The sequence below is a fragment of the Gordonia sp. YY1 genome (genome assembly GCF_009872315.1).
Taxonomy (GTDB): Bacteria; Actinomycetota; Actinomycetes; order Mycobacteriales; family Mycobacteriaceae; genus Gordonia; species Gordonia amicalis.
Window position 1 is genome coordinate 36,453 of sequence record NZ_WXYI01000011.1, and the last position, 24,232, is coordinate 60,684.

At 69.0% G+C, this 24,232-nt stretch carries 24 protein-coding genes; 22 read left to right on the forward strand and 2 right to left on the reverse strand.

What is annotated here, in order from left to right:
- Window positions 1-11 precede the first annotated feature (11 nt).
- The 20 genes from pgsA (at window position 12) to BPODLACK_RS15185 (ending at window position 19,953) form a co-directional block, all read left to right on the forward strand.
- Window positions 12-728: a phosphatidylinositol phosphate synthase gene (gene pgsA / locus BPODLACK_RS15090; protein ID WP_159405572.1), complete on the forward strand. Its 717-nt coding sequence runs from the start codon at window positions 12-14 to the stop codon at window positions 726-728.
- Window positions 725-1,648 carry a phosphatidylinositol mannoside acyltransferase gene (locus BPODLACK_RS15095; protein WP_159405573.1) on the forward strand — a complete coding sequence of 308 codons (924 nt, stop codon included), beginning with the start codon at window positions 725-727 and terminating at the stop codon, window positions 1,646-1,648. The genes pgsA and BPODLACK_RS15095 overlap by 4 nt, the downstream gene beginning before the upstream one ends.
- A complete protein-coding gene (locus BPODLACK_RS15100; protein ID WP_024497177.1) occupies window positions 1,645-2,769 on the forward strand; it encodes a glycosyltransferase family 4 protein in 1,125 nt (374 codons plus the stop codon). The genes BPODLACK_RS15095 and BPODLACK_RS15100 overlap by 4 nt, the downstream gene beginning before the upstream one ends.
- Window positions 2,769-3,287 (forward strand): hypothetical protein, encoded by a 519-nt coding sequence (locus BPODLACK_RS15105; RefSeq protein WP_006436348.1) that lies wholly within the window; start codon window positions 2,769-2,771, stop codon window positions 3,285-3,287. The genes BPODLACK_RS15100 and BPODLACK_RS15105 overlap by 1 nt, the downstream gene beginning before the upstream one ends.
- A 112-nt stretch (window positions 3,288-3,399) precedes the next feature.
- Window positions 3,400-4,311: a pyridoxal 5'-phosphate synthase lyase subunit PdxS gene (gene pdxS, locus BPODLACK_RS15110; RefSeq protein WP_006436347.1), complete on the forward strand. Its 912-nt coding sequence runs from the start codon at window positions 3,400-3,402 to the stop codon at window positions 4,309-4,311.
- Window positions 4,312-4,408: 97 nt separating this feature from the next.
- The gene (locus BPODLACK_RS15115) at window positions 4,409-5,263 is read left to right on the forward strand and encodes a PP2C family protein-serine/threonine phosphatase (RefSeq protein ID WP_159405574.1); all 855 of its coding nucleotides are present in this window, start codon (window positions 4,409-4,411) and stop codon (window positions 5,261-5,263) included.
- Window positions 5,264-5,276: 13 nt separating this feature from the next.
- The gene (locus BPODLACK_RS15120; RefSeq protein ID WP_024497175.1) at window positions 5,277-6,065 is read left to right on the forward strand and encodes a hypothetical protein; all 789 of its coding nucleotides are present in this window, start codon (window positions 5,277-5,279) and stop codon (window positions 6,063-6,065) included.
- A gap of 160 nt (window positions 6,066-6,225) precedes the next feature.
- On the forward strand, window positions 6,226-6,705 hold the full coding sequence (locus BPODLACK_RS15125; RefSeq protein ID WP_006436344.1) for a helix-turn-helix transcriptional regulator: 480 nt from the start codon (window positions 6,226-6,228) through the stop codon (window positions 6,703-6,705).
- A 73-nt stretch (window positions 6,706-6,778) separates the two neighbouring features.
- On the forward strand, window positions 6,779-7,633 hold the full coding sequence (locus tag BPODLACK_RS15130; protein ID WP_024497174.1) for an acyl-CoA thioesterase: 855 nt from the start codon (window positions 6,779-6,781) through the stop codon (window positions 7,631-7,633).
- Window positions 7,630-8,250 carry a pyridoxal 5'-phosphate synthase glutaminase subunit PdxT gene (gene pdxT / locus BPODLACK_RS15135; RefSeq protein ID WP_024497173.1) on the forward strand — a complete coding sequence of 207 codons (621 nt, stop codon included), beginning with the start codon at window positions 7,630-7,632 and terminating at the stop codon, window positions 8,248-8,250. Before BPODLACK_RS15130 ends, pdxT begins: the two co-directional genes overlap by 4 nt.
- Before the next feature lie 139 nt (window positions 8,251-8,389).
- Window positions 8,390-9,145: a YebC/PmpR family DNA-binding transcriptional regulator gene (locus BPODLACK_RS15140; RefSeq protein WP_006436341.1), complete on the forward strand. Its 756-nt coding sequence runs from the start codon at window positions 8,390-8,392 to the stop codon at window positions 9,143-9,145.
- A 109-nt stretch (window positions 9,146-9,254) separates the two neighbouring features.
- Window positions 9,255-9,824 carry a crossover junction endodeoxyribonuclease RuvC gene (gene ruvC, locus BPODLACK_RS15145; protein ID WP_006436340.1) on the forward strand — a complete coding sequence of 190 codons (570 nt, stop codon included), beginning with the start codon at window positions 9,255-9,257 and terminating at the stop codon, window positions 9,822-9,824.
- Window positions 9,821-10,414, forward strand: a complete 594-nt coding sequence (gene ruvA, locus BPODLACK_RS15150) for a Holliday junction branch migration protein RuvA (protein ID WP_024497172.1) — start codon at window positions 9,821-9,823, stop codon at window positions 10,412-10,414. Before ruvC ends, ruvA begins: the two co-directional genes overlap by 4 nt.
- Window positions 10,414-11,502, forward strand: a complete 1,089-nt coding sequence (gene ruvB, locus BPODLACK_RS15155) for a Holliday junction branch migration DNA helicase RuvB (RefSeq protein ID WP_024497171.1) — start codon at window positions 10,414-10,416, stop codon at window positions 11,500-11,502. Before ruvA ends, ruvB begins: the two co-directional genes overlap by 1 nt.
- A gap of 182 nt (window positions 11,503-11,684) precedes the next feature.
- Window positions 11,685-12,071: a preprotein translocase subunit YajC gene (gene yajC, locus BPODLACK_RS15160; RefSeq protein ID WP_024497170.1), complete on the forward strand. Its 387-nt coding sequence runs from the start codon at window positions 11,685-11,687 to the stop codon at window positions 12,069-12,071.
- A 189-nt stretch (window positions 12,072-12,260) separates the two neighbouring features.
- Window positions 12,261-13,955, forward strand: a complete 1,695-nt coding sequence (secD, locus tag BPODLACK_RS15165) for a protein translocase subunit SecD (protein ID WP_024497169.1) — start codon at window positions 12,261-12,263, stop codon at window positions 13,953-13,955.
- Window positions 13,952-15,160 carry a protein translocase subunit SecF gene (secF, locus tag BPODLACK_RS15170; RefSeq protein WP_024497168.1) on the forward strand — a complete coding sequence of 403 codons (1,209 nt, stop codon included), beginning with the start codon at window positions 13,952-13,954 and terminating at the stop codon, window positions 15,158-15,160. The genes secD and secF overlap by 4 nt, the downstream gene beginning before the upstream one ends.
- A gap of 10 nt (window positions 15,161-15,170) precedes the next feature.
- The gene (locus BPODLACK_RS15175; RefSeq protein WP_159405575.1) at window positions 15,171-16,886 is read left to right on the forward strand and encodes an ABC transporter substrate-binding protein; all 1,716 of its coding nucleotides are present in this window, start codon (window positions 15,171-15,173) and stop codon (window positions 16,884-16,886) included.
- Between the two features lie 40 nt (window positions 16,887-16,926).
- Window positions 16,927-17,502: an adenine phosphoribosyltransferase gene (locus tag BPODLACK_RS15180; protein ID WP_024497166.1), complete on the forward strand. Its 576-nt coding sequence runs from the start codon at window positions 16,927-16,929 to the stop codon at window positions 17,500-17,502.
- 75 nt (window positions 17,503-17,577) lie between these two features.
- On the forward strand, window positions 17,578-19,953 hold the full coding sequence (locus BPODLACK_RS15185) for a RelA/SpoT family protein (RefSeq protein WP_024497165.1): 2,376 nt from the start codon (window positions 17,578-17,580) through the stop codon (window positions 19,951-19,953).
- 374 nt (window positions 19,954-20,327) lie between these two features.
- Here the strand turns inward: BPODLACK_RS15185 and BPODLACK_RS15190 are convergent, their stop codons facing one another.
- Window positions 20,328-21,248, reverse strand: coding sequence for a peptidylprolyl isomerase (locus BPODLACK_RS15190; RefSeq protein ID WP_024497164.1), 921 nt, complete (start codon window positions 21,246-21,248; stop codon window positions 20,328-20,330).
- A 228-nt stretch (window positions 21,249-21,476) separates the two neighbouring features.
- Here BPODLACK_RS15190 and BPODLACK_RS15195 point away from each other — a divergent pair, with 228 nt between their 5' ends.
- Together BPODLACK_RS15195 and hisS are read left to right on the forward strand one after the other, a co-directional pair.
- Window positions 21,477-22,223 carry an MBL fold metallo-hydrolase gene (locus BPODLACK_RS15195; protein ID WP_159405576.1) on the forward strand — a complete coding sequence of 249 codons (747 nt, stop codon included), beginning with the start codon at window positions 21,477-21,479 and terminating at the stop codon, window positions 22,221-22,223.
- Window positions 22,220-23,485: a histidine--tRNA ligase gene (gene hisS / locus BPODLACK_RS15200; RefSeq protein WP_159405577.1), complete on the forward strand. Its 1,266-nt coding sequence runs from the start codon at window positions 22,220-22,222 to the stop codon at window positions 23,483-23,485. Before BPODLACK_RS15195 ends, hisS begins: the two co-directional genes overlap by 4 nt.
- Here hisS and BPODLACK_RS15205 read toward each other — a convergent pair.
- Complete coding sequence (locus BPODLACK_RS15205; RefSeq protein WP_159405578.1) at window positions 23,466-24,134, reverse strand: TetR/AcrR family transcriptional regulator; 669 nt, start codon at window positions 24,132-24,134, stop codon at window positions 23,466-23,468. The two genes, hisS and BPODLACK_RS15205, sit on opposite strands and share 20 nt — an antisense overlap.
- Window positions 24,135-24,232: the final 98 nt, after the last annotated feature.

Below are 24,232 nucleotides of genomic sequence, written 5' to 3' on the forward strand. Positions count from 1 at the left end.
GGAGCTCGCGGATGCTGAGCATTCTGGGTCGGGCGTCGGTCTCCAAGGTGACGCTGCCGATGGGGCGGGCGCTGCTGCGGACCGGTCTGACCCCGGACATCATGACCGTCATCGGAACGGTCGCGACCGTGGCCGCCGCCCTCACGCTGTTCCCCATGGGGTACCTCTTCCTGGGCACCCTGGTGATCTGGCTGTTCGTCATGTTCGACATGCTCGACGGCGCGATGGCGCGTGCCCGTGGTGGCGGGACACGGTTCGGCGCCGTCCTCGACGCCACGTGTGACCGCATCGCCGACGGCGCGATCTTCGCCGGACTCGTGTGGTGGTGCACCGTCACCGAACCGCACCACCTGCTCCTGGTCGCGACCCTGATCTGCCTGGTCACCTCTCAGGTCATCTCGTACGCGAAGGCCCGGGCCGAGGCCAGCGGGCTCTACGGCGACGGAGGGCTCATCGAGCGTCCCGACCGGCTCATCATCGTGCTCGTCGGTACCGGCCTCACCGGCCTGGGTCTGCCCTGGGCGGTCCACGTGGCGATGTGGCTGCTCGCCGTCGGCAGCGTGATCACCGTCGGCCAGCGCATGTGGTCGATCTCGAACTCGCCCGGTGCCCGCGACCTGATCCCGCTGAAGCCAGACCCCGACGACGACACCGGGAACGACGACACCGGGAACGACGACACCGGGAACGACGCGAACGGATCGACTCCCCCCGACGGAGCGCGATGACCGACGTCGCCGCTCTCGCCGCCGACCTCGGATACCGGGCCGGCTGGGCCGCGGTGCGGAGGGCGCCGGAACGCGCCGCACGCGCCGTCTTCGACCGTGCCGGAGAGTTCGCCGGTCGCCGCAACGGCGGCCCGGAACAGCTGCGCCGCAACCTGGCCCGCGTGATCGGCACCGAGCCGGCGAACGTCCCCGACGACCTCGTCGCCGACGCCGTGCGGTCCTACGCCCGGTACTGGTGCGAGGCCTTCCGCCTGCCCACCCAGGACCGGGCCACGGCGGCGTCGACTGCCACGCTGCCGGACCCCGACCACGCCCGCCTCGACGCCGCGGTCGCCCGCGGCAAGGGCGTCGTGCTGGCGTTGCCGCACACCGGCAACTGGGACATGGCCGGGGTGTGGCTCGTCCATCACTACGGCAAGTTCGCGACGGTCGCCGAGCGGCTGAAGCCGGAGTCGCTGTTCACCCAGTTCGTCGAGTACCGCGAGTCGCTGGGCTTCGAGATCTTCCCGCTCAGCGGCGGTGAGCAGCCGCCGTTCGGCGCACTCGCCGAACGGCTGCGCGCCGGCGGCATCGTGTGTCTGCTGGGGGAGCGGGACATCGCCCGTCAGGGCGTCCCGGTCACCTTCTTCGGTGAACGCACTCGGATGCCGGCCGGGTCGGCGCGCCTGGCCATCGAGACCGGGGCAGCGCTGATCCCCGTCCATCACTGGTTCGAGGAGGCGCCGTACTCCGCGATGTCCTGTGGTGAGGAGATCGACGTCTCCGGCGGTGTCGAGGCGGCAACCCAGGCGCTCGCCGACGCATTCGCGGTGAACATCGCCGCGCATCCCGCCGACTGGCACATGCTGCAGCCGCTCTGGGAAGCCGACTGGACCGACAAGCAGAAGGCGCGGCTGGCCGACACCGGGGGAGCGACATGAGAATCGGGATGATCTGCCCCTACTCCTTCGACGTTCCCGGAGGTGTGCAGGCGCACGTCACCGAACTCGCCCACGTCTTCATCGACCGCGGCCACGAGGTCAGCGTCCTCGCCCCGGCATCGCGTCGTACCGAACTGCCCGAGTACGTCGTGCGTGCGGGCCCGTCGCTGGCGATCCCGTACAACGGGTCGGTGTCGCGGGTGAACTTCAGTCCGAAAGGCTATCTACGACTGCGTCGTTGGATCGCGGAGAACGGCTTCGACGTCCTCCACGTCCACGAGCCCAATTCGCCGTCGATCTCCATGCTCTCGCTGATGGTCGCCTCCGGCCCGATCGTCACGACCTTCCACACCGCGACATCGAAGTCGCTGTGGCTCAGTGCTTTCCAGGGAATCCTACGTCCGTACCACGAACGCATCGCCGGTAAGATCGCCGTCTCCGAACTCGCCCGGCGCTGGCAGATGGAGTCGCTGGGGTCGGATGCCGTGGAGATCCCCAACGGCATCGATGTCGGCAGCTTCGCCAACGCCAGACCGCTCGACGGCTATCCGCATGCGGGCGGCACGATCCTGTTCCTCGGTCGCTTCGACGAACCGCGCAAGGGCATCGACATCCTGATGCGCGCGTTGCCGGCGGTCGTCGCCCGGTTCCCCGACGTGCGCGTCCTCGTCGTCGGTGGCGGCAACCAGGCCGCATTGCGCCGGCGGGCCGGGACCCTCGCCGGCCACCTCGTGTTCCTCGGTCAGGTCGACGACGCCACCAAGGCGCGCGCGCTCGCATCGGCCGACGTCTACTGCGCACCCAACCTCGGCGGCGAGAGCTTCGGCATCGTCCTCGTCGAGGCGATGGCCGCCGGTGCCGCAGTGATCGCCAGCTCGCTGAACGCCTTCCGGCGCGTCCTCGACGACGGCCGGGCGGGCAAGCTCGTCGACACCGGGTCGCCGGATGAGCTGGCCGCGGGGATCATCTCGCTGCTCTCCGACGACGAGGCGCGTGAGCAACTGGTGGCCGCGGGTCGCGTCCGGGCGGACAAATACGACTGGTCGCGGGTGGCCGACCAGATCCTGCGCGTCTACGACACCGTGACGGTCGGTGCCGGACCGGTGGTGGTGTCGGACTGATGGCCACCTGGATCGTCATCGGGATCGTCCTGGTCCTGCTGGTCGTCGGCTGGGCTTATCACACCGCCAACCGGCTCGACCGCCTCAACGTACGGGTCGACCTCGCCCGGCAGTCCCTCTATGCGAGTCTCGACCGTCGCGCCGTCGTCGTCCGCGCCATCGCCGCCGAACTGGCTGCCGCCGAGGCGGGCGGCCCGTCCGCATCGGCCCGAGAGCTGGCCGCACTGGCCGACCGTGCCGAACGATCCGCTCCCGAGGCGCGTGAGGACGCGGAGAACGCGGTGTCGGCGGCACTGGCCCGCACCGACGGCCGCGGACGGTCTCCGGCCCTGGTCATCGAGCTCGCCGACGCCGAAACGCGGGTGATGATGGCCCGCCGTTTCTACAACGATGCGGTGCGCGACACCCGGGCGCTCGCCGAGCGGCGACTGGTCCGGTGGCTGCGTCTCGGTGGCCGCGCGTCGCCGCCGACGTACTTCGAGATCAACGAACGCGTCACGCCGGGTCAGGGCGAGTGATCCTGGTACCAGCGCGTTCGCCCGCCTGACCTAGACTGGTTCCACGCTGCCGCGGGGTCCGCTGGAGCGGATCGGCTGCGGCACGCCGAGACAGCGACATGAGGAGAAATCAGTGAGTCACAACGGCGCGACCGTTCCCGAGGTCGGTCAGGGCACCGCCCGGGTCAAGCGGGGGATGGCCGAGATGCTCAAGGGCGGCGTGATCATGGATGTGGTCACCCCCGAGCAGGCGAAGATCGCCGAGGACGCCGGCGCGGTGGCCGTGATGGCTCTCGAGCGGGTGCCCGCCGACATCCGCGCCCAGGGTGGGGTCTCGCGGATGAGCGACCCGGACATGATCGACGGGATCATCTCCGCGGTGTCGATCCCGGTGATGGCCAAGGCGCGCATCGGGCATTTCGTCGAGGCGCAGATCCTGCAGAGTCTGGGCGTGGACTACGTCGACGAGTCCGAGGTGCTTACCCCGGCCGACTACTCCAACCACATCGACAAGTGGGCGTTCACCGTGCCGTTCGTGTGCGGTGCGACCAACCTGGGTGAGGCGCTGCGTCGTATCACCGAGGGTGCGGCGATGATCCGTTCCAAGGGTGAGGCCGGTACCGGTGACGTGTCCAACGCCACCACGCACATGCGCAAGATCCGCGACGAGATCCGCCGCCTGACGTCGCTGCCGAAGGACGAGTTGTACGTGGCGGCAAAGGAACTGCAGGCTCCCTACGACCTGGTGGTCGAGGTCGCCGAGGCCGGCAAGCTGCCGGTGACGCTGTTCACCGCCGGCGGTATCGCCACCCCGGCGGATGCGGCGATGATGATGCAGCTCGGCGCCGAGGGCGTGTTCGTCGGTTCGGGGATCTTCAAGTCCGGCAACCCGGCTCAGCGTGCGGCCGCGATCGTGCAGGCCACCACCTTCCACGACGACCCCGACGTGCTGGCCAAGGTCTCGCGCGGTCTGGGCGAGGCCATGGTCGGCATCAACGTCGACGACATCCCGCAGCCGCACCGCCTGGCCGAGCGCGGCTGGTGACCCCGACCGCCGGAACACCCCTGTTCAACACGCCGGAGACCGAACAGTCGACATGCGTAGCGAGCCGGGGGTGTTCCGGCGGTAGGATCTGCTGATCATGGATGCGGCGACCATCGTTCGGGACACCTCGGTCTCGGGCACACACATCGTGGGTGACTTGCGGCTCGAGTGGTCGGCGGTGTGCAACGTCGGACGGGTCCGCGAGACCAACGAGGACGCCGCACTCGCCCTTCCGGGCATGTACCTCATCGCCGACGGCATGGGCGGTCACGACAGCGGCGAACTCGCCAGCGAGGCTGCGCTCCTCACCCTCGCCGAGGCGACGAGCGCCGGCGAACTGAACGCCACCAGGCTCCAGCTCGACGATCTGCTGGTCGCCGCGCAGCGCCGCATCGGCGAGATCGACACCGAGACCGACCGCCGCGCGGGTACCACCGCCACCGGCGCCGTGCTCGTCACCCACGAACAGAGTCCGCACTGGCTGGTCCTGAACATCGGCGACTCGCGCACCTACCGGTACCAGAACGGGTCGCTGCAGCAGCTGACGACCGACCACTCGCAGGTCCAGGAATTCATCGACGCGGGCTTCCTGACGCCGGAGGAGGCGCGAACCGACCCGCGCCGCAACGTCATCACCCGCGCACTCGGTGCGGGGATGGTCGACCCTGTCCCGGACTTCTTCAACACGCCGGCCTTCCCGGGCGACGTCCTGCTCCTGTGTACCGACGGGCTCACCGGTGAACTGCCCGACGAGGAGATCGGCGACATCCTCGCCAACGCGTCGACCTCTGACGAAGCCGCCGAACGTCTCGTCGACGCGGCGCTCGCGCTCGGCGCCCACGACAACGTCACCGTCATCGTGGTGACCGTGCACGAGTCGGTCCCGACCCTGACGATGCCCGCTCTCGACGGGGAGACCACCGGCGAGGCGACGGTCGCCGGCCCCGAGTGACCGCGGCGATCTGATGAATACAGGTCACGACCCCTCGGTGCACGACCACCCCGGGACTCCGAGTGCCTCCGAGGGCGCCGACACCGGGATGGACGCCGGCGCAACCTATGTCGAGTACTGCGGCGAACGGATCGCACTCGATGCCGAGCGGCGCTTCTTCATCGGGCGCGAGGCCGATCTGTCCATCGATGACAACCCGTATCTCCACCGCCGATTCCTGGTGGTGCACAACGAGAACGGGCTGTGGTGGCTGACCAATCTGGGCACCCACCTGTCGGCGAGCGTCTCCGCGGGCGACGTCGGCTTCTCGGCCACGCTCGGCCCGGGCGCGCGGATGCCGCTCGTGTTCGGCGAGACGACCATCGTGTTCACCGCCGGACCCACCACCTACGAGCTGAGCGTGTTCGCCCGTGCGCCGCAGGTGAAGTCGGTGACGCGCCCGGAGTTCAGCGGCGGCCACACCACCCAGGGCGTTCCGACCCTGACCGAGAGCCAGAAGCTGCTGATCGTCGTGCTGGCAGAGGAGATACTGCGCCGCGAGGGGACCGGCGCCTCGGCGATCCCGTCCTCGGCACAGGCGGCGCGGCGCCTGGGCTGGCCGCTGACCAAGTTCAACCGCAAGCTCGACAACGTCTGCGACAAGCTCGACCAGCTCGGCGTCAGCGGAATGCGCGGCGGTGGTGGCAAACTCGCCAGCAACCGCCGGACCAAGCTCGTCGAGTACGCGGTGTCCTCGCGCATCGTGACCCGCGAAGACCTCCCGCTCATCGACGCCGAGGCGGCGAGGAACGCCGCCGGCTGATGCCGACCGTCTGACCTGCGGTCATGGCATGGGTAGTTCTCCCCATGCGGTGGGGAGTTCTCCCCATCGACCAGGACGCGAAACGCTCATAATCTTCAACTCATCGCCGGAACGACCCGGCACCGACCATCCGGTTCGATTGAGTGAAGAGGAAGCACACATGACTGCGATCGCCCACCCGGCCCCCCAGCACCTGCGCCAGATCAACGCTCGACGCGACGCCGAGGCGCAGGCCCGCCGGCAGGAGGCTCTGGCCCGTCTCGCAGCCCGCCGGATGCCGCTTCCCGGACAGGTCTCCCGCCAGAGTCAGCCCGGACTCGGCCACCGCGCGGGTCACCCCCACCTGCACCGCGTCGCCTCGCCGATGCCGGTCGCGGAGAGCGCGGTGAAGGTGGAGACCTCCACCGGTCGCGCCAAGCCGAACCTCACCTCCCGCGAGGTCGAGGTGCTCCGGACCTGGATGCTCGTCGACTCCAAGCCCGCCGTCGCCCAGGAGCTCTACATCTCGCTGGGCACGGTCAACACCCATCTGACCCGGATTCGCGCCAAGTACGCCGAGATCGGTCGTCCCGCACCCACCAAGGCGTCGCTCGTCGCCCGCGCCATCCAGGACGGGATCATGACGCTCGACGAGCTCTGACGCCGACGTCCGGACCGGGGAACTCTGTGGTCCGGCCTCCGGCCGGGTCGCCCGGTGCGGAATACTGGTCTGCGTGGCAGCCATCGAGGACATACTCCAGGTCGAGCGGATCGAGACCGACATCTACCGGGGTGGTGCGTTCCCGAGTCACCTCCAGCGCACCTTCGGCGGACAGGTTGCCGGACAGGCGCTGATGTCCGCGACGCGCACGGTCGACGCCGACCACCACGTCCATTCGCTGCACGGATACTTCCTGCGGCCCGGTGACCCGGACATTCCCGCCGTGTTCCTCGTCGACCGCGTCCGCGACGGTCGTTCCTTCGTCACCCGGCGGGTCACCGGAATCCAGCGCGGCGAGGCGATTTTCACGATGTCGGCCTCCTTCCACGTCCGCACCGACCAGGGCTATGAACACCAGGACCGCATGCCACCGGTCCCGGACCCCGAAGAACTCAACGACCGCCTCGACGAGCTCGCGGAGGAAGAGCGAGCGGTGTTCAAGGAGTGGCGCAACTTCGACCTCCGCATCGTGCCGCCCGAGAAAATGGTGACCTCGCCCTATTTCGCTGCGCAGCAACGGGTCTGGTTCCGTTATCGGCATCCGCTGCCCGCCGACACGGTGTTCCACGTGGGGACGCTCGCCTACATGAGTGACATGACGCTCCTCGGGTCGTCGCGGGTGCCCCACCCCGAGGTCAACCCTCAGGTCGCCTCCCTGGACCACGCGATGTGGTTCATGCGCCCGTTCCGCGCCGACGACTGGTTGCTCTACGACCAGACCTCGCCGTCTGCCGACGGCGGCCGCGCCCTGACGCAGGGCCGCATCTTCGACCGGCAGGGACGCATGGTCGCGGCCGTCACGCAGGAGGGACTCGCGCGCACCGGTCGCGAGATGCCCGAAGATCAGCACGCCCGGACCGATCGGTGAGCGCCGGATCGCGACCGCGGATCGGGGTTCTCGCGCTACAGGGTGACGTGCGCGAGCACGTCCACGCCCTGCAGGCCAGCGGTGCCGACGCCCTGCCCATCCGCAGGCGGGCCGAACTCGACGAGATCGACGGCATCGTCATCCCGGGCGGGGAGTCGACGACGATGAGCAAGCTGCTCGGCATCTTCGATCTCTTCGATCCACTCGTCGAGCGCCTCTCCGACGGACTGCCGGCCTACGGTTCTTGCGCGGGCATGATCATGCTCGCCTCCACCATCCTCGACACCCGTCCCGACGCGCGGCACCTCGACGCCCTCGACATCACGGTGCGCCGCAACGCCTTCGGTCGTCAGGTGGAGAGTTTCGAGACCGATCTCGACTTCGCCGGCATCACCGATCGCGTCGGCGCCCCGGCGATGCGCGCGGTCTTCATCCGGGCGCCGTGGGTCGAGTCGATCTCGCCCGACGTCGAGGTTCTCGCCCGGGTCCCACGGGGTCCGGCCGAGGGGAGGATCGTCGCCGTACGCCAGGGGAAGGTGCTCGCGACGTCGTTCCATCCGGAAGTGACCGGCGACCGTCGTGTACATGAATACTTCGTGGAGATGGTGCGTCGGTAAGATCGTGCCGAACCAGCGATAGTGCAAGCGCCTGCGGCAGGAGTCGGCAGGTAGAGGAACGCCGGATGTGGGGCTCGTGGGCCCGGCAGCGTGCCGCGGGCACCCCCCCGCCGCGCACCGGCACCGGGAAAGGACGGACATGAGCGGCCATTCCAAATGGGCCACCACCAAGCACAAGAAGGCGGTCATCGATGCCAAGCGCGGCAAGATGTTCGCCAAGCTCATCAAGAACATCGAGGTGGCGGCACGTACCGGCGGTGGTGACCCGGCCGGCAACCCGACTCTCTTCGACGCCATCCAGAAGGCGAAGAAGTCCTCGGTGCCCAACGACAACATCGAACGCGCCCGTAAGCGCGGCGGTGGTGAAGAGGCGGGCGGCGCCGACTGGCAGACCATCATGTACGAGGGCTACGGCCCCAACGGCGTGGCGATCCTGATCGAGTGCCTCACCGACAACCGCAACCGCGCCGCCGGTGAGGTCCGCACCGCGATGACCCGCAACGGCGGCAACATGGCCGACCCGGGCTCGGTGTCGTACCTGTTCACCCGTAAGGGCGTCGTCACGCTCGAGAAGAACGGCCAGTCCGAGGACGACGTCCTGATGGCCGTGCTCGACGCCGGTGCCGAAGAGGTCACCGATCTCGGGGACACCTTCGAGATCGTCAGCGAGCCGACCGACCTGGTCGCGGTGCGCAGCGCCCTGCAGGACGCGGGTATCGACTACGACTCGGCCGAGGCCAGCTTCCGCGCATCGGTGGAGGTCGCCGTCGATGCCGACGGCGCGCGCAAGGTCTTCAAGCTGATCGACGCACTCGAGGACTCCGACGACGTGCAGAACGTCTACAGCAACGTCGACATCAGCGACGAGGTCCTCGCCGAGCTCGAGAACGACTGATCGCCCACCGCCTTCACGAGGGCGTGTTGATCATCGGAGTTGTCCCCGCGCCCCGATAGGATCTCGAACAACTGTTCGTAACACTGTTCGGATTCCTGGGAGGGTACGAGTGCGCGTCATGGGCGTCGATCCGGGTCTCACCCGGTGCGGTATCGCACTGGTGGAGTCGGGTCGTGGGAGGTCGGTGACCGCACTCGACGTGGACGTGGTGCGCACGCCGAGCGACATGGAACTGGCCGAGCGTCTGCTGGCCGTCTACACCTCGGCGTGTCACTGGCTCGATGTCCATCAGCCCGATGTGGTCGCCATCGAACGGGTCTTCGCGCAGAACCAGGTGTCGACCGCGATGGGTACCGCGCAGGCCGGCGGCGTGATCGCGCTCGCGGCGAGCCAGCGTGGCGTACCCGTACGCTTCCACACGCCGTCGGAGGTCAAGGCCGCCGTCACCGGCAGCGGTCGCGCGGACAAGGCGCAGGTCACCGCGATGGTCACCCGGATTCTCGGCATGCAGACCAAGCCGAAACCCGCCGACGCCGCGGACGCACTCGCGCTCGCGATCTGTCACTGCTGGCGCGGGCCCATGATGGAGCGGATGGCCGCCGCGCAGAAACAGGCCGACGCGGCCGCCGCGAAGCACCGTCAGCGGCTCGCCCAGGCACGAGAGGGGAGTCGCGCATGATCGCGTCAGTCCGCGGTCCGGTTCTCGAGATCGCCCTCGACCATGCCGTGATCGACTGTGCCGGAGTCGGTTACCGGGTGCTCGCGACCCCGGTGACGTTGTCGCGGCTGCGGCGCGGCGACGAGGCGACGCTTCTCACCTCGATGATCGTCCGCGAGGACTCGATGACGCTGTACGGGTTCACCGAACCCGACGCCCGCGCGCTGTTCGCGCTGCTGCAGACGGTGACCGGGGTCGGTCCGCGGCTGGCGATGGCGACTCTCGCAGTCCTCGAGCCGGAGGCGTTACGTCGCGCACTCGCCGACTCCGACACCAAGGCGCTGACGTCGGTGCCCGGCATCGGCAAGCGCGTCGCCGAACGACTCTGCGTCGAACTCCGGGACAAGGTCGACCGGCCGGCGGGCGACACGTCGGCCGGCACCGTCGTCGCCGGCGGAATCCGCGAACAGGTCGCCGAGGCGCTCGTCGGCCTCGGCTTCACCGCCGGCCCGGCCGAGAAGGCGGTCACCGCGGTGCTCGCCGAGAATCCCGACGCCGACGCCTCCACCGCGCTCCGCCGCTCGTTGGCGCTGCTGGGCAAGGCCTCGTGATGACGGGCGACCCCGACGACCTCGAGGAACGCGAGGTCAACGCGACACCGGTCCGTTCCGACGGTGACCTCGACGCAGGCCTGCGTCCCCGGTCGCTGGCCGACTTCATCGGTCAACCGCGCGTCTGCGAACAGCTCGAGCTCGTCCTGCACGGGGCGAAGGGACGCGGCGGGACCCCCGACCACATCCTGCTGTCCGGCCCACCGGGACTCGGCAAGACCTCGCTCGCCATGATCATCGCCTCGGAGATGGGCGCCGCGATCCGCGTGACGTCGGGACCGGCGCTCGAACGCGCCGGTGACCTCGCCGCGATGCTGTCGAATCTCGTCGAGGGTGACGTCCTGTTCATCGACGAGATCCACCGCATCGCCCGGCCGGCCGAGGAGATGCTGTACCTCGCGATGGAGGACTTCCGCGTCGACGTGGTGGTCGGCAAGGGGCCGGGCGCCACGTCGATTCCGCTGGACGTCGCCCCGTTCACCCTGGTCGGCGCCACCACCCGCTCGGGCTCGCTGACCGGCCCGCTGCGCGACCGCTTCGGGTTCACCGCGCACATGGAGTTCTACGACCCGGCCGAACTCGTCCAGGTCCTGAACCGTTCCGCGGGAATCCTCGGCATGGGACTGCGTCCCGACGCCTCGGAGGAGATCGCGCGCCGCTCGCGCGGCACGCCCCGCATCGCCAACCGTCTGCTTCGCCGTGTCCGTGACTACGCCGAGGTCCGCGGTGACGGCTCGATCACCGTCGACGTCGCCCGGGCCGCGCTCGCGGTCTACGACGTGGACGAGCTGGGCTTCGACCGCCTCGACCGGGCCGTCCTCGACGCTCTGATCCGGGCGTTCGGCGGGGGACCGGTCGGGGTGTCGACGCTCGCCGTGGCGGTGGGCGAGGAGCCCGCGACCGTGGAAGAGGTCTGCGAGCCCTTCCTCGTCCGCGCGGGGATGATCGCCCGCACGCCGCGTGGCCGGGTCGCCACCGCAGCGGCGTGGCATCACCTCGGTCTGACGCCGCCCGCCGGCGCGATGAACGCGTCCTTCGGCGCCCGGCCCCGCGACATCGGAACGGACCCCCTGTTCGACGAGCTGTGACCCCCACCCGCGCTGCGTGATGCCGCGCATGTGACGCGGGGCACCACCTGCGGGGATGATCTTGCCGGCGGACGTGGCACACTGTGTGGAGCACAGCGTGGCCGTTGCCGCCTCACGCCCGTCGGCGCGGGGCGGTGGTCCACGCGGTACACCCCGAAAACACAAAGGACTGACTCTCACCCATGGACGCTCTGCTCTTCCCCCTCTTGCTGGCCCTTCTCGCCGGCTTCATGTTCTTGTCGATGCGGAAGCAGAAGAAGCGCATGGCCGAGATGCAGGACATGCAGAACTCGGTGTCCACGGGTGCGCGTATCCAGCTGACCTCCGGCCTGTACGGCACCGTCATCGACGCAACGTCGTCGGATTTCGTCGATGTGGAGATCGCCACCGGCGTGATGACCCGCTGGAACCGCCTCGCGATCATGCGCGTCATCCCCACCGACGAGGCCGCCGCCACCTACGCGGGCCACACTGCACCCGAGGTCGAGTACGACGACTACGCCGACCACTCGGACTCGGTGAGCCTGGACAAGCCGTCGTCCGACGACGCGCGCGACACCGACAAGTAATCCCCGCGCAGCGCCGCGCCGTCCAACGGCATGGCGCCTCCTGCCCACCTCCCGCGCAACGCCTGTCCTGCTGAGGTCTGCGTGCCGCGCTGTGATCTCGGCGCGCGCACGCAGACCTTCGGAGCCGGTGGGTGATGCGGTCCCAGCACCCTCGGCCGGTTGACGTTCCCAAAGGAGACCTGAACAGCTGTGACTACTCCTCGTTCGACTGCAAAGGCGGACAAGCCCGCCGGCAAGCGGTCGCGACCGAGTCGAGAGATCCCGCCGTGGCGTCCGCTCGTGGCCTTCCTCGCGCTCCTCGCCGTCGTGTACGGGCTGATCTACTTCACCGGTCCCCAGACGCTCGAACCCAAGCTGGGCATCGACCTCCAGGGCGGAACCCGGGTGACGCTCACCGCGCGCACCGAGGACGGCAAGGAGCCGACGCGGCAACAGCTCGACCAGGCCAAGCAGATCATCGAGCAGCGTGTGAACGGGCTCGGTGTGTCCGGCTCCGAGGTCGTCGTCACCGGCAACAACCTCGTGATCACGGTGCCCGGCGAGGACGGCGCGCAGGCCAAGTCGCTGAGTCAGACCGCGCGGCTGTACGTGCGGCCGGTGGTCGGCGCCACCGCGGCGACCCCGCAGCCGCCGAAGCCGGAGGACCAGACCGCGAAACAGGCCGACGCGATGCCCACCGAGGTGGCCGCGGCGGCGATCGCCGAACAGCGCAAGCTCCGCCAGGCCCCCGGCGACGCCAAGCAGGAACAGCTGGTGCCGCTGCAGGAGCAGATGGCGAAAATGGACTGCTCGCCGACCGCCAACGACCCCCTCCGGGGCAACGACCTGCCCGACCAGTACCTGGTGGCCTGTTCCACCGACGGCAAGGAGGTCTACCTCCTCGGCCCGCAGATCATCGACGGTCGCGACATCAAGGACGCGTCCGCCGGCACCGATCCGCAGACCGGTGAGTGGGTCGTCACCCTCGAGTTCAAGGGCAAGGCGGCGGACTTCTGGCCCAAGTACACCGCGCAGGAGGCCCCCAACCGCACGCAGACCGCGTTCACCCTCGACTCGGCGGTCGTCTCGGCGCCGGCGATCAACGAGCCGATCCCCGGTGGCCAGACCCGCATCAGCGGCAGCAGCGCCGACCCGTTCACCGAGAAGTCGTCGAACGAGCTCGCGAACGTGCTGAAGTACGGCTCGCTGCCCCTGTCGTTCAATGCCTCCGATGCCGAAACCGTCTCGGCGACACTGGGTCTCTCGTCGCTGAAGGCAGGTCTGCTCGCCGGCGCGATCGGTCTCGTCGCGGTGTTGATCTACGCGCTGGCCTACTACCGGATGCTCGGCCTCCTGACGACGCTGTCACTGGTGCTCGCCGGTGCGATGGTCTACGGCATCATCGTGCTGCTCGGACGCTGGATCGGGTTCACGCTCGACCTCGCCGGCATCGCCGGTCTGATCATCGGTATCGGTATGACCGCGGACTCGTTCGTCGTCTACTTCGAACGCATCAAGGACGAGATGCGCGAGGGCCGGAGTTTCCGTTCGGCCGTGCCACGCGGTTGGGCCAGCGCCCGCCGCACCATCTGGTCGGGTAACGCGGTCAGCTTCATCGCCGCCGCGGTGATCTACATCCTCGCGATCGGCGAGGTGCGCGGCTTCGCGTTCACGCTGGGCCTCACCACGATTCTCGACGTCATGGTCGTCTTCCTGGTGACCCACCCACTGGTGGTCTACGCCAGCCGGTCGGCGTTCCTGTCCAAGCCGAGCGTCAACGGCCTCGGCGCGGTCACCGAGGTGGCCCGCGAGCGAAAGGTCGCAGCCCGCCGCCAGGCCGAGGCCACCGGCACCGAAGCGGCCCGCGTCGACGCGTCCACCAGCGAGAAGGGGACTGTGCGATGACCCGTCCGGACAACCCGAACAAGGACGCGCGGGAGACCACCGGCACCACGGTCGCCGAACCGCCGGCGCCGTCCACCGGGACCGACGCCGACTTCGTCTCCGACACCCGGCGAGGGTTCTTCGCCCGGCTCTACACCGGCACCGGCGCCTTCGAGATCGTGGGCAAGCGGAAGACCTGGTACATCGTCACCGCCGTGATCATGCTGATCTGCCTGGCGTCCATCGCCATCCGCGGGTTCACCTTCGGCATCGACTTCGAGGGCGGCACCCAGATGTCGGTCCCCGTCGTCTCGTCGGAGGTCACCGCGGACTCGGTCGAGAAGGTCGTCGCCGAGGCCCTCGGCGAAGAGCCCGAATCGGTCCAGACCGCGGGCGCCGGCGACAGCGCCACCGTGCAGGTGCGCACCGAGACCCTCGACATCGCCCAGGCCGAGGCGGTCACGCGCGCGCTCGCCACGGAGTTCGGTCCCGAGCTGGCACCCAACGAGGTCAGCATCTCCGACGTCAGTTCCACCTGGGGCCGTGAGATCACCGAGAAGATGGTTCTCGCGCTCGCGGTGTTCCTGGTCATCGTGTTCGCCTACATCGCCGTCCGGTTCGACCGGGAGATGTCGATCGCGGCCATGGCATCGCTGTTCTTCGACATCGTGTGCACCGCGGGTGTCTACTCGCTGGTCGGCTGGGAGGTGACGCCGGCGACGGTGATCGGCCTGCTGACCATCCTCGGCTTCTCGCTGTACGACACGGTCGTCGTGTTCGACAAGGTCGCCGAGAACACCCGCTCGGTCCTGCAGACGACGCGTCGTACCTACGGCGAGCAGGCGAACCTCGCCATCAACCAGACCCTGATGCGATCGATCAACACGACGATCATCTCGGTGCTGCCGATCATCGCCCTGATGGTCGTGGCGGTGTGGCTGCTCGGGGTCGGCACGCTGAAGGACCTCGGCCTGATCCAGCTCGTCGGCGTCGTGGTCGGCGCCTACTCGTCGATCTTCCTCGCCGCGCCGCTGCTGGTGACGTTGAAGGAACGCCGTCCGGACGTCGCCCGGCACACCACGAAGGTGATGAACCGTCGTGCCGGGATCACGTCCGGCGCCGGCTCGACCGACACCGAGCGGCCGGTGCGTCGTCGCCGCGGCGCGGCCGACACGGACGACACCGACCGGGCGGTACCGACCGGCAAACGCCGTCGCAACCGCTAGTCTCACCGACGTGATCGTCAGGCACCGGGAGTTCATCAGGGTCCTGAGCCTGCTCGTCGGGGTCGTCACGGGCGCGGGCGTCCTGACGGCGTGCGGGGACGACGGGCCACCGACCCTCGACTACGTGGTCGACGCCCACGTGACCAGCTACAACGCGAACACCGTGGACGGCAACGCCGACGGCGTGATCATGGCGACCAGTCGCCTCCTGCCGAGTTTCAGCCTGCTCGGACCCCGGGGGCAGGTCATCCCGGACCGCGACGTCGGCACCGTGACCCGGATCCCCGGACGCGCCACGGCGCTGCGGTACGAGTTCACCCCCGAGGCCGCCTTCACCGACGACGTCGCCCTCGACTGCGACGACCTGGTGTTGGCGTGGGCAGCGATGAGTGGGCGCTTCCCCGGTTTCACGCCGGCGACGACGGCCGGGTACCGCGACATCGAGAAGGTGGAGTGCGCGCCCGGCGCGAAGTCGGCGACGGTGACGTTCGCGCCAGGACGTGAGTACCGCGACTGGCTGTCGCTGTTCGGCGCGGGCACGTTGCTGCCCGCCCACGTGGTGGCCCGCGAGGCCGGAGTCGCCAACGTCGTCGACCCCATCCGGGCGATGGACCGCGGTGCGCTGGCCCGCATCGCCACCGCCTGGAACACGGGCTTCGATCTGACCTTCGGTCCGGTCGACCATGCGCGGTTCCCGGCCTCCGGGCCCTACCGCATCGACCGCTACTCACGGTCGGGCGGACTCGTCCTGATCCCCAACGAATCGTGGTGGGGCGACAAGCCCGAGACCTCGCGCATCGCGATCTGGGGCCGCGGCACCGATTCGGCGCGCCGCCTTCCCGACGGGAAGTTCGACATCGTCGACGTCACCGCGGGAATCGTGGAGGGTGACATCGCCGGCACACCCGGCGCGGACGGACCGGCCTCACCCGCCCGGGCGCTCGGCGTGGAACAGGTCGTGCTCGCGGGACGAGGCGTCTTCGGGGACGTGCGGATGCGGCAGGCCTTCGCCTCCTGCGTTCCGCGTGCCGACCTCGCCCGTGACTTCTCCGGCGGCGCCCAGGTGTGGAATCTGCGCGTGCTCGCACCCGCCGACAACCTCGCCGGGCCGATGAACACCGAGTTCGGCCGCGCCTACCAGCGCCCGGATCTCGAACGGGCACGGACGCTGCTGCGCGCCGCGACCGGTCAGGGCGCGGGGGACGGGACATCGACGACCTCGGGTCTGCAGCCGCGTCGTGTCCGCATCGGGTACGTGGCGCCGACCCTGCGGTGGCAGCAGATGGTGGCGGCCATCGCGGCGTCCTGCCGGGAAGCCGGATTCGTCGTCGAGGATGTCGCCACGCCCGACGTGCAACCAGAATCACTGGGCAAGGATGTCGATGCCCTGATCACCGCCGGGGGAGACTCCTTCGCCGCATCCGGCGCCGCGGACCCGAGCCGGGACGCCTACACGCTGCGCGGCGGTGACCCGCTCAACCTCTCCGGCACCGGGGGCCCTCAGGTCAGTCGTGGGATCGACCAGTTCGCGGTCACCGTGTCCGTACCCGACCGGCTCCGTCTGGTCCGCTCGATCGAGAACGCGAGCTGGTCGTCGATGCCGTCGATCCCCCTGTTCGCCGCGCCGCGCATACGGCAGTGGAAGGATCAGGTGGGTGGCGTCGCGGCCGGACTCAGTCGCGCAGGCACCGGGTGGAACATGGATCGATGGACGATCGGCAAATGACGGTCGAGTGGCAGTGCAGACAAGCGGTAGGGGAGAACTGATGGGTGGCGTGGTACCCGAACGGACCGCGGAAGCGGTGGCACGTGCCCAGGCGGCGATCGCCCGGCACACCCGCCTCGTCGACGACTTCCCGAGCGCCGGGATCGCCTTCAAGGACCTGACACCGGTCCTGGCCGACGCGGAGGGATTGTCCGCGATCGTCACGGCCCTGACCCACGGCTGCGGCGCGATCGACCTCGTCGCCGGCATCGACGCACGCGGCTTCCTCCTCGGTGGTGCGGTCGCCCGCGAACTCGAGGTCGGGGTGCTCGCGGTGCGCAAGGGCGGCAAGCTGCCGCCTCCGGTGCACGCGGTCAGCTACAGCCTCGAATACGGCAGCGCGACGCTGGAGATCCCCGCCAACGGTCTCGACCTGAGCGGGCAGCGCGTCCTTCTCGTCGACGACGTGCTGGCCACCGGCGGTACCGCGGTGGCCGCTGCGGGTCTGCTCAGCCGGGCCGGGGCGAGTGTCACCGGCGTCGCGGTGATCATGGAGCTCGTCGGGCTCGGCGGGCGCGACACGATCGCTCGCGGGCTGGGCCCAGAGGTGCCCGTCCACTCGGTGGCGCTCGACTGACGGTCGCGGGTGACCGAGGATCTAGACTCGATTGAGACCACGACAGGACACGGACCATACGGAGGAGGACCAGCGATGCCCGATGAATCCGGCACGGCTGAGCGCTCCGTGACTCCCGCGGCCGACTCGTCTGCCTCGCCGGTCGGCGAGGGCACCGGACCCGGCGTCCCCACCGCGACGTCGACCTCGACCTCGCCATCCGCCTCGCGGCGCGTGCGCGCCCGTCTGGCCCGCCGCATGACCGCCACCCGCAGCCAGGTCCGGCCGGTCCTCGAGCCCCTGGTCACGCTGCACCGCGAGATCTACCCGAAGGCCGACGTCGCCCTGCTGCAGCGGGCCTACGACGTCGCCGAGGAGCGCCACAGCGGACAGAAACGCAAGTCCGGCGACCCGTACATCACCCATCCGCTGGCGGTCGCGACGATCCTCGCCGACCTCGGCATGGACACCACCACCCTGATCGCCGCACTGCTGCACGACACGGTCGAGGACACCGGCTACTCGTTGCAGGCGCTCGAACGTGACTTCGGCCCCGAGGTCGCCCATCTCGTCGACGGCGTGACCAAACTCGACAAGGTCGCGCTGGGCAGTGCCGCCGAGGCCGAGACCATCCGCAAGATGATCATCGCGATGGCCCGCGACCCGCGTGTCCTCGTGATCAAGGTCGCCGACCGGCTCCACAACATGCGGACGATGCGCTTCCTCCCGCCGGAGAAGCAGGCGCGCAAGGCGCGCGAGACGTTGGAAGTCATTGCGCCGCTTGCGCATCGGCTCGGTATGGCGACCGTGAAGTGGGAGCTCGAGGACCTCTCGTTCGCGATCCTGCATCCCAAGCGCTACGAGGAGATCGTGCGTCTGGTCGCCGACCGCGCCCCGTCGCGTGACACCTACCTCGCGCGGGTGCGGGCCGACATCAACAACGCGTTGTCCGCGGCGCGGATCCACGCGACGGTCGAGGGGCGTCCCAAGCACTACTGGTCGATCTATCAGAAGATGATCGTCAAGGGACGCGACTTCGACGACATCCACGACCTGGTCGGCATGCGCATCCTGTGCGAAGAGGACCGTGACTGCTACGCCGCGGTCGGCGTCGTCCACTCGCTGTGGCAGCCCATGGCGGGACGCTTCAAGGACTACATAGCCCAGCCGCGCTTCGGCGTCTATCAGTCGTTGCACACCACCGTGATCGGGCCCGAGGGCAAGCCGCTCGAGGTGCAGATCCGGACGCACGAGATGCACCGGACCGCCGAGTTCGGCATCGCCGCGCACTGGCGCTACAAGGAGAACGGCTACCGGAAGTCGGGCAAGAAGTCCGACACCACCGAGATCGACGACATGGCGTGGATGCGCCAGCTGCTCGACTGGCAGCGTGAGGCCGCCGACCCCGGTGAGTTCCTCGAATCGTTGCGGTACGACCTCGCGGTCCGGGAGATCTTCGTCTTCACGCCGAAGGGCGACGTGGTCACCCTCCCGGCCGGTTCGACGCCGGTCGACTTCGCCTACGCGGTCCACACCGAGGTCGGTCACCGCTGTATCGGTGCCCGCGTCAACGGCCGGCTGGTCGCGCTCGAACGCAAGCTCGAGAACGGCGAGGTGGTGGAGGTGTTCACCTCCAAGGCGCCCACCGCCGGCCCGTCGAAGGACTGGCAGACCTTCGTGGTGTCGCCGCGGGCCAAGGCCAAGATCCGCCAGTGGTTCGCCAAGGAACGCCGCGAGGAGGCCCTCGAAGCCGGTAAGGATGCGATCGCCAAGGAGGTCCGCCGCGGCGGACTTCCGTTGCAGCGCTTGCTGTCGGCGGAGTCGATGGCGGCGATCGCCAAGGAGCTGCGGTACACCGACGTCACCGCGCTGTACACGGCGGTGGGGGAGAATCATGTCTCCGCACGGCATGTCGTCAACCGGCTCGTGGCATCTCTGGGTGGTATCGAGGACGCGGAGGAGGCGCTCGCCGAGCGGTCCACACCGTCGACGATGCCGACCCGCTCGCGTCAGGGCGGGGATGCCGGCGTGGTCGTCGACGGCGTCGACAACGTGGTGATCAAACTCGCCAAATGTTGTACGCCCGTACCAGGCGACGACATCATGGGCTTCGTCACCCGCGGCGGCGGTATCAGCGTGCACCGCACGGACTGCACCAATGCGACCTCGCTCCAGCAGCAGTCGGAACGGATCCTCGACGTGTCGTGGGCGCCGTCCCCGGAGTCGGTCTTCCTCGTCGCCATCCAGGTCGAGGCCCTCGACCGTCACCGCCTGCTGTCCGACGTCACCAAGGTGCTCGCCGACGAACGCGTCAACATCCTCTCGGCGTCGGTGACCACCAGCCGCGACCGCGTGGCCATCAGCAAGTTCACCTTCGAGATGGGCGACCCCAAGCATCTCGGCCACGTGCTCAACGTGGTCCGCAACGTGGAGGGCGTCTACGACGTCTACCGCGTCACCTCGGCGGCGTGACCTCGATACGCGGCGTCCTCGCTACGCTCGGTCGACGCTACTCGGCCAGCGGGGCGCTGGCTGAGCCGGCACCGAGCGCGGCGAGGACCCTCCTGCTGGTTGAGCCGGCACCGAGCGCAGCGAGGAACCCTCCTGCTGGTTGAGCCGGCACCGAGCGCAGCGAGGAACCTCCCTGCTGGTTGAGCCGGCACCGAGCGAAGCGAGGAACCCTCCCGCTGGTTGAGCCGACACCGAGCGAAGCGAGGAAACCTCCCGCTGGTTGAGCCGGCACCGAGCGCAGCGAGGAGCCGTGTCGAAACCACAGATCCCGTTGCGTCTTGTCCCGGTAGCCGGGCCAGAACGCAACGGGATCTGTGTCGTCGGAGCCGGTTTCGCTAGTCGATGACCGCGGTCTCGATCGTCACCGGGAGCTTCGGCTTGCCGTCGCCGGGTTGGCTGCCGGCCGGGCCGGGGGTGATGCCGCCGGCGTAGACCTTGTCCAGCACGGCGAGGCCGGGCTCGTCGACCTTGCCCACGATGGAGTAGTCGGGACCTAGTTCGCTGTCGTTGATCACGATGAACAACTGGCTGGACCCGGTGTTCGGGTTCTGCCCGCCCTGGCTGCTGTTGGCGATCGCCACCGTGCCGCGCGGGTAGACCACCGGCTGCGATCCGCTCATCGGGTCGGGCTGTCCGACCTTCTTCAGGTCGGTCGGTGGCTCGTCGGGGCTGGTCCAGCCGGGCCCGCTCATGCCGGTGCCGGTCGGGTCGCCGCACTGCAGGATCTTCAGCTTGTCGCTGGTGGTCATGCGGTGGCAGGTCGTGTCGTCGTAGAACTTGTTCTCGATCAGCGAGGTGACCGCGGCGACATTGCACGGGGCGCTGTCACGTTCCAGTGTGACCGGCAGGACACCCTGGGTGGTCGTGAAGGTGGCCTGCTCGGTGCCGGACTTCAGGACCTTGTCGTCGGGCTTGGGGGACTTGCGCTCGTTCTTCGCCGCCGCCTTCAGCTCGTCGAGTTCGGCCTGGTACTGCGGCTTCTGATCGGCCGGCACGGTGTCGGGAACCTGGTCGGGGAGCTGGTCGAACCGGCTCGGCGAGTCCTCGAACGCGCAGGTGGTCCAGCGTGCGGCCTCCCGGTCGTCCATGATCTTCTTCACCACGACGGCGGTCACGCCGGCGACGACGGCGACCACGACGGCGGTCGAGACCGAGGCGATGACGATCTTCCGCTTGCGCCGTGCGAGACGCTCGGTTTCGAGGCGTTCCTCGAGCTTCCGCTTGGCCGCCTCGCGGCGCTCCTCATTGGTGGTCACGCGGGTGGATCCTCCTGAATCCCGGCATAGTCTGCCGACGATCTGCGCGGACGTCACTTACTCGAGAGGCAAGTGTGCCAGTTGTACCTGAGAACAGCGTTCAGTGGGTGGTGGAGTGGGGTGTCGCGGCACGCGTGCCAGCGCGACCGCACCGCCTGTCGGCCGCCGTGGGCAGCTAGGACACAATGGAGGGACCCGCGACCCGATCCGAGACCCTCGAGGAGTGCCATGCTGATCACCGGATTCCCTGCCGGCATGTTTCAGACGAACTGCTACCTCGTGGCGGCCGAAGCCGGATCTGATGCGGTGATCATCGACCCGGGCCAGGACGCCGCGCCGCGCGTGCGCGAACTGCTCGCCGAGAACGACCTCACCCCGGTCGCCGTCCTGCTGACCCACGGCCATCTGGACCACACCTGGAACGCCACGCAGTTGTGCGACGAGTACTCCATTCCCGTCTACATCCATGCCGCCGACCGGCCGATGCTGACCGATCCCGGACTGGGCATCGGGCGCGCGCTCGGCGCGATGATCGGCGACGAGAAGTTCCGCGAACCGGAGAAGGTCGTCGAGTTCGACGACGGTGAGCCCGTCGAACTCGCCGGCATCCACTTCTCGGTGGACCTCGCACCCGGCCACACCCAGGGCTCGGTGCTGTTGGGCATCGAGGTGACCGTTCCGGGGGAGTCCGGGTCCGACGCTCCGACGACGGTCCCGGTCTGCTTCTCCGGTGACGTGTTGTTCGCCGGGTCCATCGGACGCACCGACCTGCCCGGCGGCAACCATCAGCAGCTGCTCGACTCCATCGCCGCGAAGCTGCTGCCGTTGCCGGACGACACCCTGGTGCTGCCCGGGCACGGACCGCAGACCACGATCGCGCAGGAACGCGCTGCAAACCCCTTCCTGGTCGACCTTCGGGCTCCGGGAACCGACACCATCGCCACTGATCGACCGAAGGGACGACACGGACTGTGAGCGGAGCATTTCAGGCACCCCGGGGTATCCCGGACTACTTCCCGCCGAGTTCGGCGGACTTCCGGAAGGTGCGGGACACGCTCACCGACGCGGCGCGTCGTGCGGGATACGGACACATCGAGCTGCCGATCTTCGAGGAGACGGCGCTGTTCGCCCGCGGCGTCGGCGAGTCGACCGACGTCGTCAGCAAGGAGATGTACACCTTCACCGACCGCGGTGACCGGTCGGTGACGCTGCGACCCGAGGGCACCGCGGGCGTGGTGCGCGCGGTCATCCAGCACGGCCTCGACCGCGGTCAGTTGCCGGTCAAGGTCTGCTACGCCGGACCGTTCTTCCGCTACGAGAAGCCGCAGACGGGTCGCTACCGGCAGCTGCAGCAGGTCGGCGTCGAGGCGATCGGCGTCGACGACCCGGCACTCGACGCCGAGGTCGTGGCCGTCGCCGACGAGGGTTACAAGCGACTCGGACTGTCCGGTTATCGCCTGGAGATCACCTCGCTCGGTGACGATGCGAGCCGTCCGCGCTACCGGGAGGCGTTGCAGGAGTTCCTCTTCGGGCTCGATCTCGACGAGGCGACCCGTAAGCGCGCCGAGATCAACCCGCTGCGCGTGCTCGACGACAAGCGTCCGGAGATCCGTGAGGCGACCGCGAACGCGCCGTTGCTGATCGATTATCTGTCCGACGAGGCGAAGGCGCACTTCGACCTCGTGCTGGCCAACCTGGACCGCCTCGGCGTGGCCTACGAGATCAACCCGCGACTCGTGCGCGGCCTGGACTACTACACCAAGACCACCTTCGAGTTCGTGCACGACGGTCTCGGCGCGCAGTCGGGCATCGGCGGCGGCGGACGCTACGACGGACTGATGCGCCAGCTGGGCGCCAAACAGGATCTGTCGGGTATCGGTTTCGGTATCGGTGTCGACCGCACGATGCTGGCGCTCGAGGCCGAGGGTGTCGCCGGCACCCAGGCGGCGCGCTGCCAGGTCTTCGGCGTCCCGCTCGGTGCAGACGCCAAGGCCGAACTCGTCGGCGTCGCAGGCTCATTGCGTGCTGCGGGCATCAGCGTCGACATCGCCTACGGCGATCGCGGACTCAAGGGTGCGATGAAGGCCGCCGACCGGTCCGGCGCGCGTCTCGCGCTCGTGCTCGGCGAGAACGAACTCGCGGGGCGCCGCATCGAGATCAAGGATCTGGGCAACGGTGAGCAGCAGCAGGTCTCGCTCGACGACGTCGTCGCCGAGGTCACGCGCCTCCTGGGCTGAGGCGCGAGCGCGCCAGATCGGTCGCGGACGCGCCTATTCCGAGCCATAGTTCGGCGAGGTCGTCGGCAAGTTGCTCCCGGCTGACCGGGAGGGTGCCCTCGGCCCACGAGAGGATCGCCTGGGCCGTGCCGCCGATGACGAAGGCCGGCGCGGTGTGGGCGAGGGAATCGGCCTCGAGTTCGACGCCGTGGATGGTCCGCGCGTGTTCGACGAGGATCGCGGTGAGGCCGGCCATCGCGTCGGTTCGCCGGGTGAGCGCGGCAGGTGTCCCGGCTGCCCCGCCCAACAGGATTCGAGCCTTGCGCCGATCGGTGCCGAGCACACCGATGATCGCGTCGACCGCTCTGCGGGCCTGTACGTCGAGGGGGGCGTCCAGCGATGCCAGGTATGCGGCGATCGCCGACTGTGCGACCTCGGTCGAGATGGTGTCGATCACCGCGTCCGCGAGGGTGTCGAGATCGGGGAAGCTCTCGTAGAAGTAGCGCTTGTTGAGGCCGGCATCGGCGCAGATGCCGGCCACGGTCGCCGCCCGCCACCGTCCTTCACTCATGAGGGTCGAGGCGACGTCGACGAGCGCGGTGCGTCGGCGCGCGGACCTGTCCGCGGCGGACTCGCCGCCGTAGCTGCGCTCAGTGCTCGTCGAACTCACCGGCCCATCCTTCCATCCGCGATGCCTGGGGTGTTGACACCCCACACCCTATCTGGCACATTTCGGTACCACATGGATGTGGCACGCGCTGGTACCAG

Bases quoted from the DNA above. Each gene is read 5' to 3' on its own strand.
- ruvB (WP_024497171.1), top strand. From the start codon at position 10,414: ATGACGGGCGACCCCGACGACCTCGAGGAACGCGAGGTCAACGCGACA.
- BPODLACK_RS15095 (WP_159405573.1), top strand. From the start codon at position 725: ATGACCGACGTCGCCGCTCTCGCCGCCGACCTCGGATACCGGGCCGGC.
- BPODLACK_RS15100 (WP_024497177.1), top strand. From the start codon at position 1,645: ATGAGAATCGGGATGATCTGCCCCTACTCCTTCGACGTTCCCGGAGGT.
- secF (WP_024497168.1), top strand. From the start codon at position 13,952: ATGACCCGTCCGGACAACCCGAACAAGGACGCGCGGGAGACCACCGGC.
- BPODLACK_RS15140 (WP_006436341.1), top strand. From the start codon at position 8,390: ATGAGCGGCCATTCCAAATGGGCCACCACCAAGCACAAGAAGGCGGTC.
- BPODLACK_RS15180 (WP_024497166.1), top strand. From the start codon at position 16,927: ATGGGTGGCGTGGTACCCGAACGGACCGCGGAAGCGGTGGCACGTGCC.
- BPODLACK_RS15195 (WP_159405576.1), top strand. From the start codon at position 21,477: ATGCTGATCACCGGATTCCCTGCCGGCATGTTTCAGACGAACTGCTAC.
- BPODLACK_RS15185 (WP_024497165.1), top strand. From the start codon at position 17,578: ATGCCCGATGAATCCGGCACGGCTGAGCGCTCCGTGACTCCCGCGGCC.
- yajC (WP_024497170.1), top strand. From the start codon at position 11,685: ATGGACGCTCTGCTCTTCCCCCTCTTGCTGGCCCTTCTCGCCGGCTTC.
- BPODLACK_RS15125 (WP_006436344.1), top strand. From the start codon at position 6,226: ATGACTGCGATCGCCCACCCGGCCCCCCAGCACCTGCGCCAGATCAAC.
- pgsA (WP_159405572.1), top strand. From the start codon at position 12: ATGCTGAGCATTCTGGGTCGGGCGTCGGTCTCCAAGGTGACGCTGCCG.
- ruvA (WP_024497172.1), top strand. From the start codon at position 9,821: ATGATCGCGTCAGTCCGCGGTCCGGTTCTCGAGATCGCCCTCGACCAT.
- BPODLACK_RS15120 (WP_024497175.1), top strand. From the start codon at position 5,277: ATGAATACAGGTCACGACCCCTCGGTGCACGACCACCCCGGGACTCCG.
- BPODLACK_RS15115 (WP_159405574.1), top strand. From the start codon at position 4,409: ATGGATGCGGCGACCATCGTTCGGGACACCTCGGTCTCGGGCACACAC.
- BPODLACK_RS15105 (WP_006436348.1), top strand. From the start codon at position 2,769: ATGGCCACCTGGATCGTCATCGGGATCGTCCTGGTCCTGCTGGTCGTC.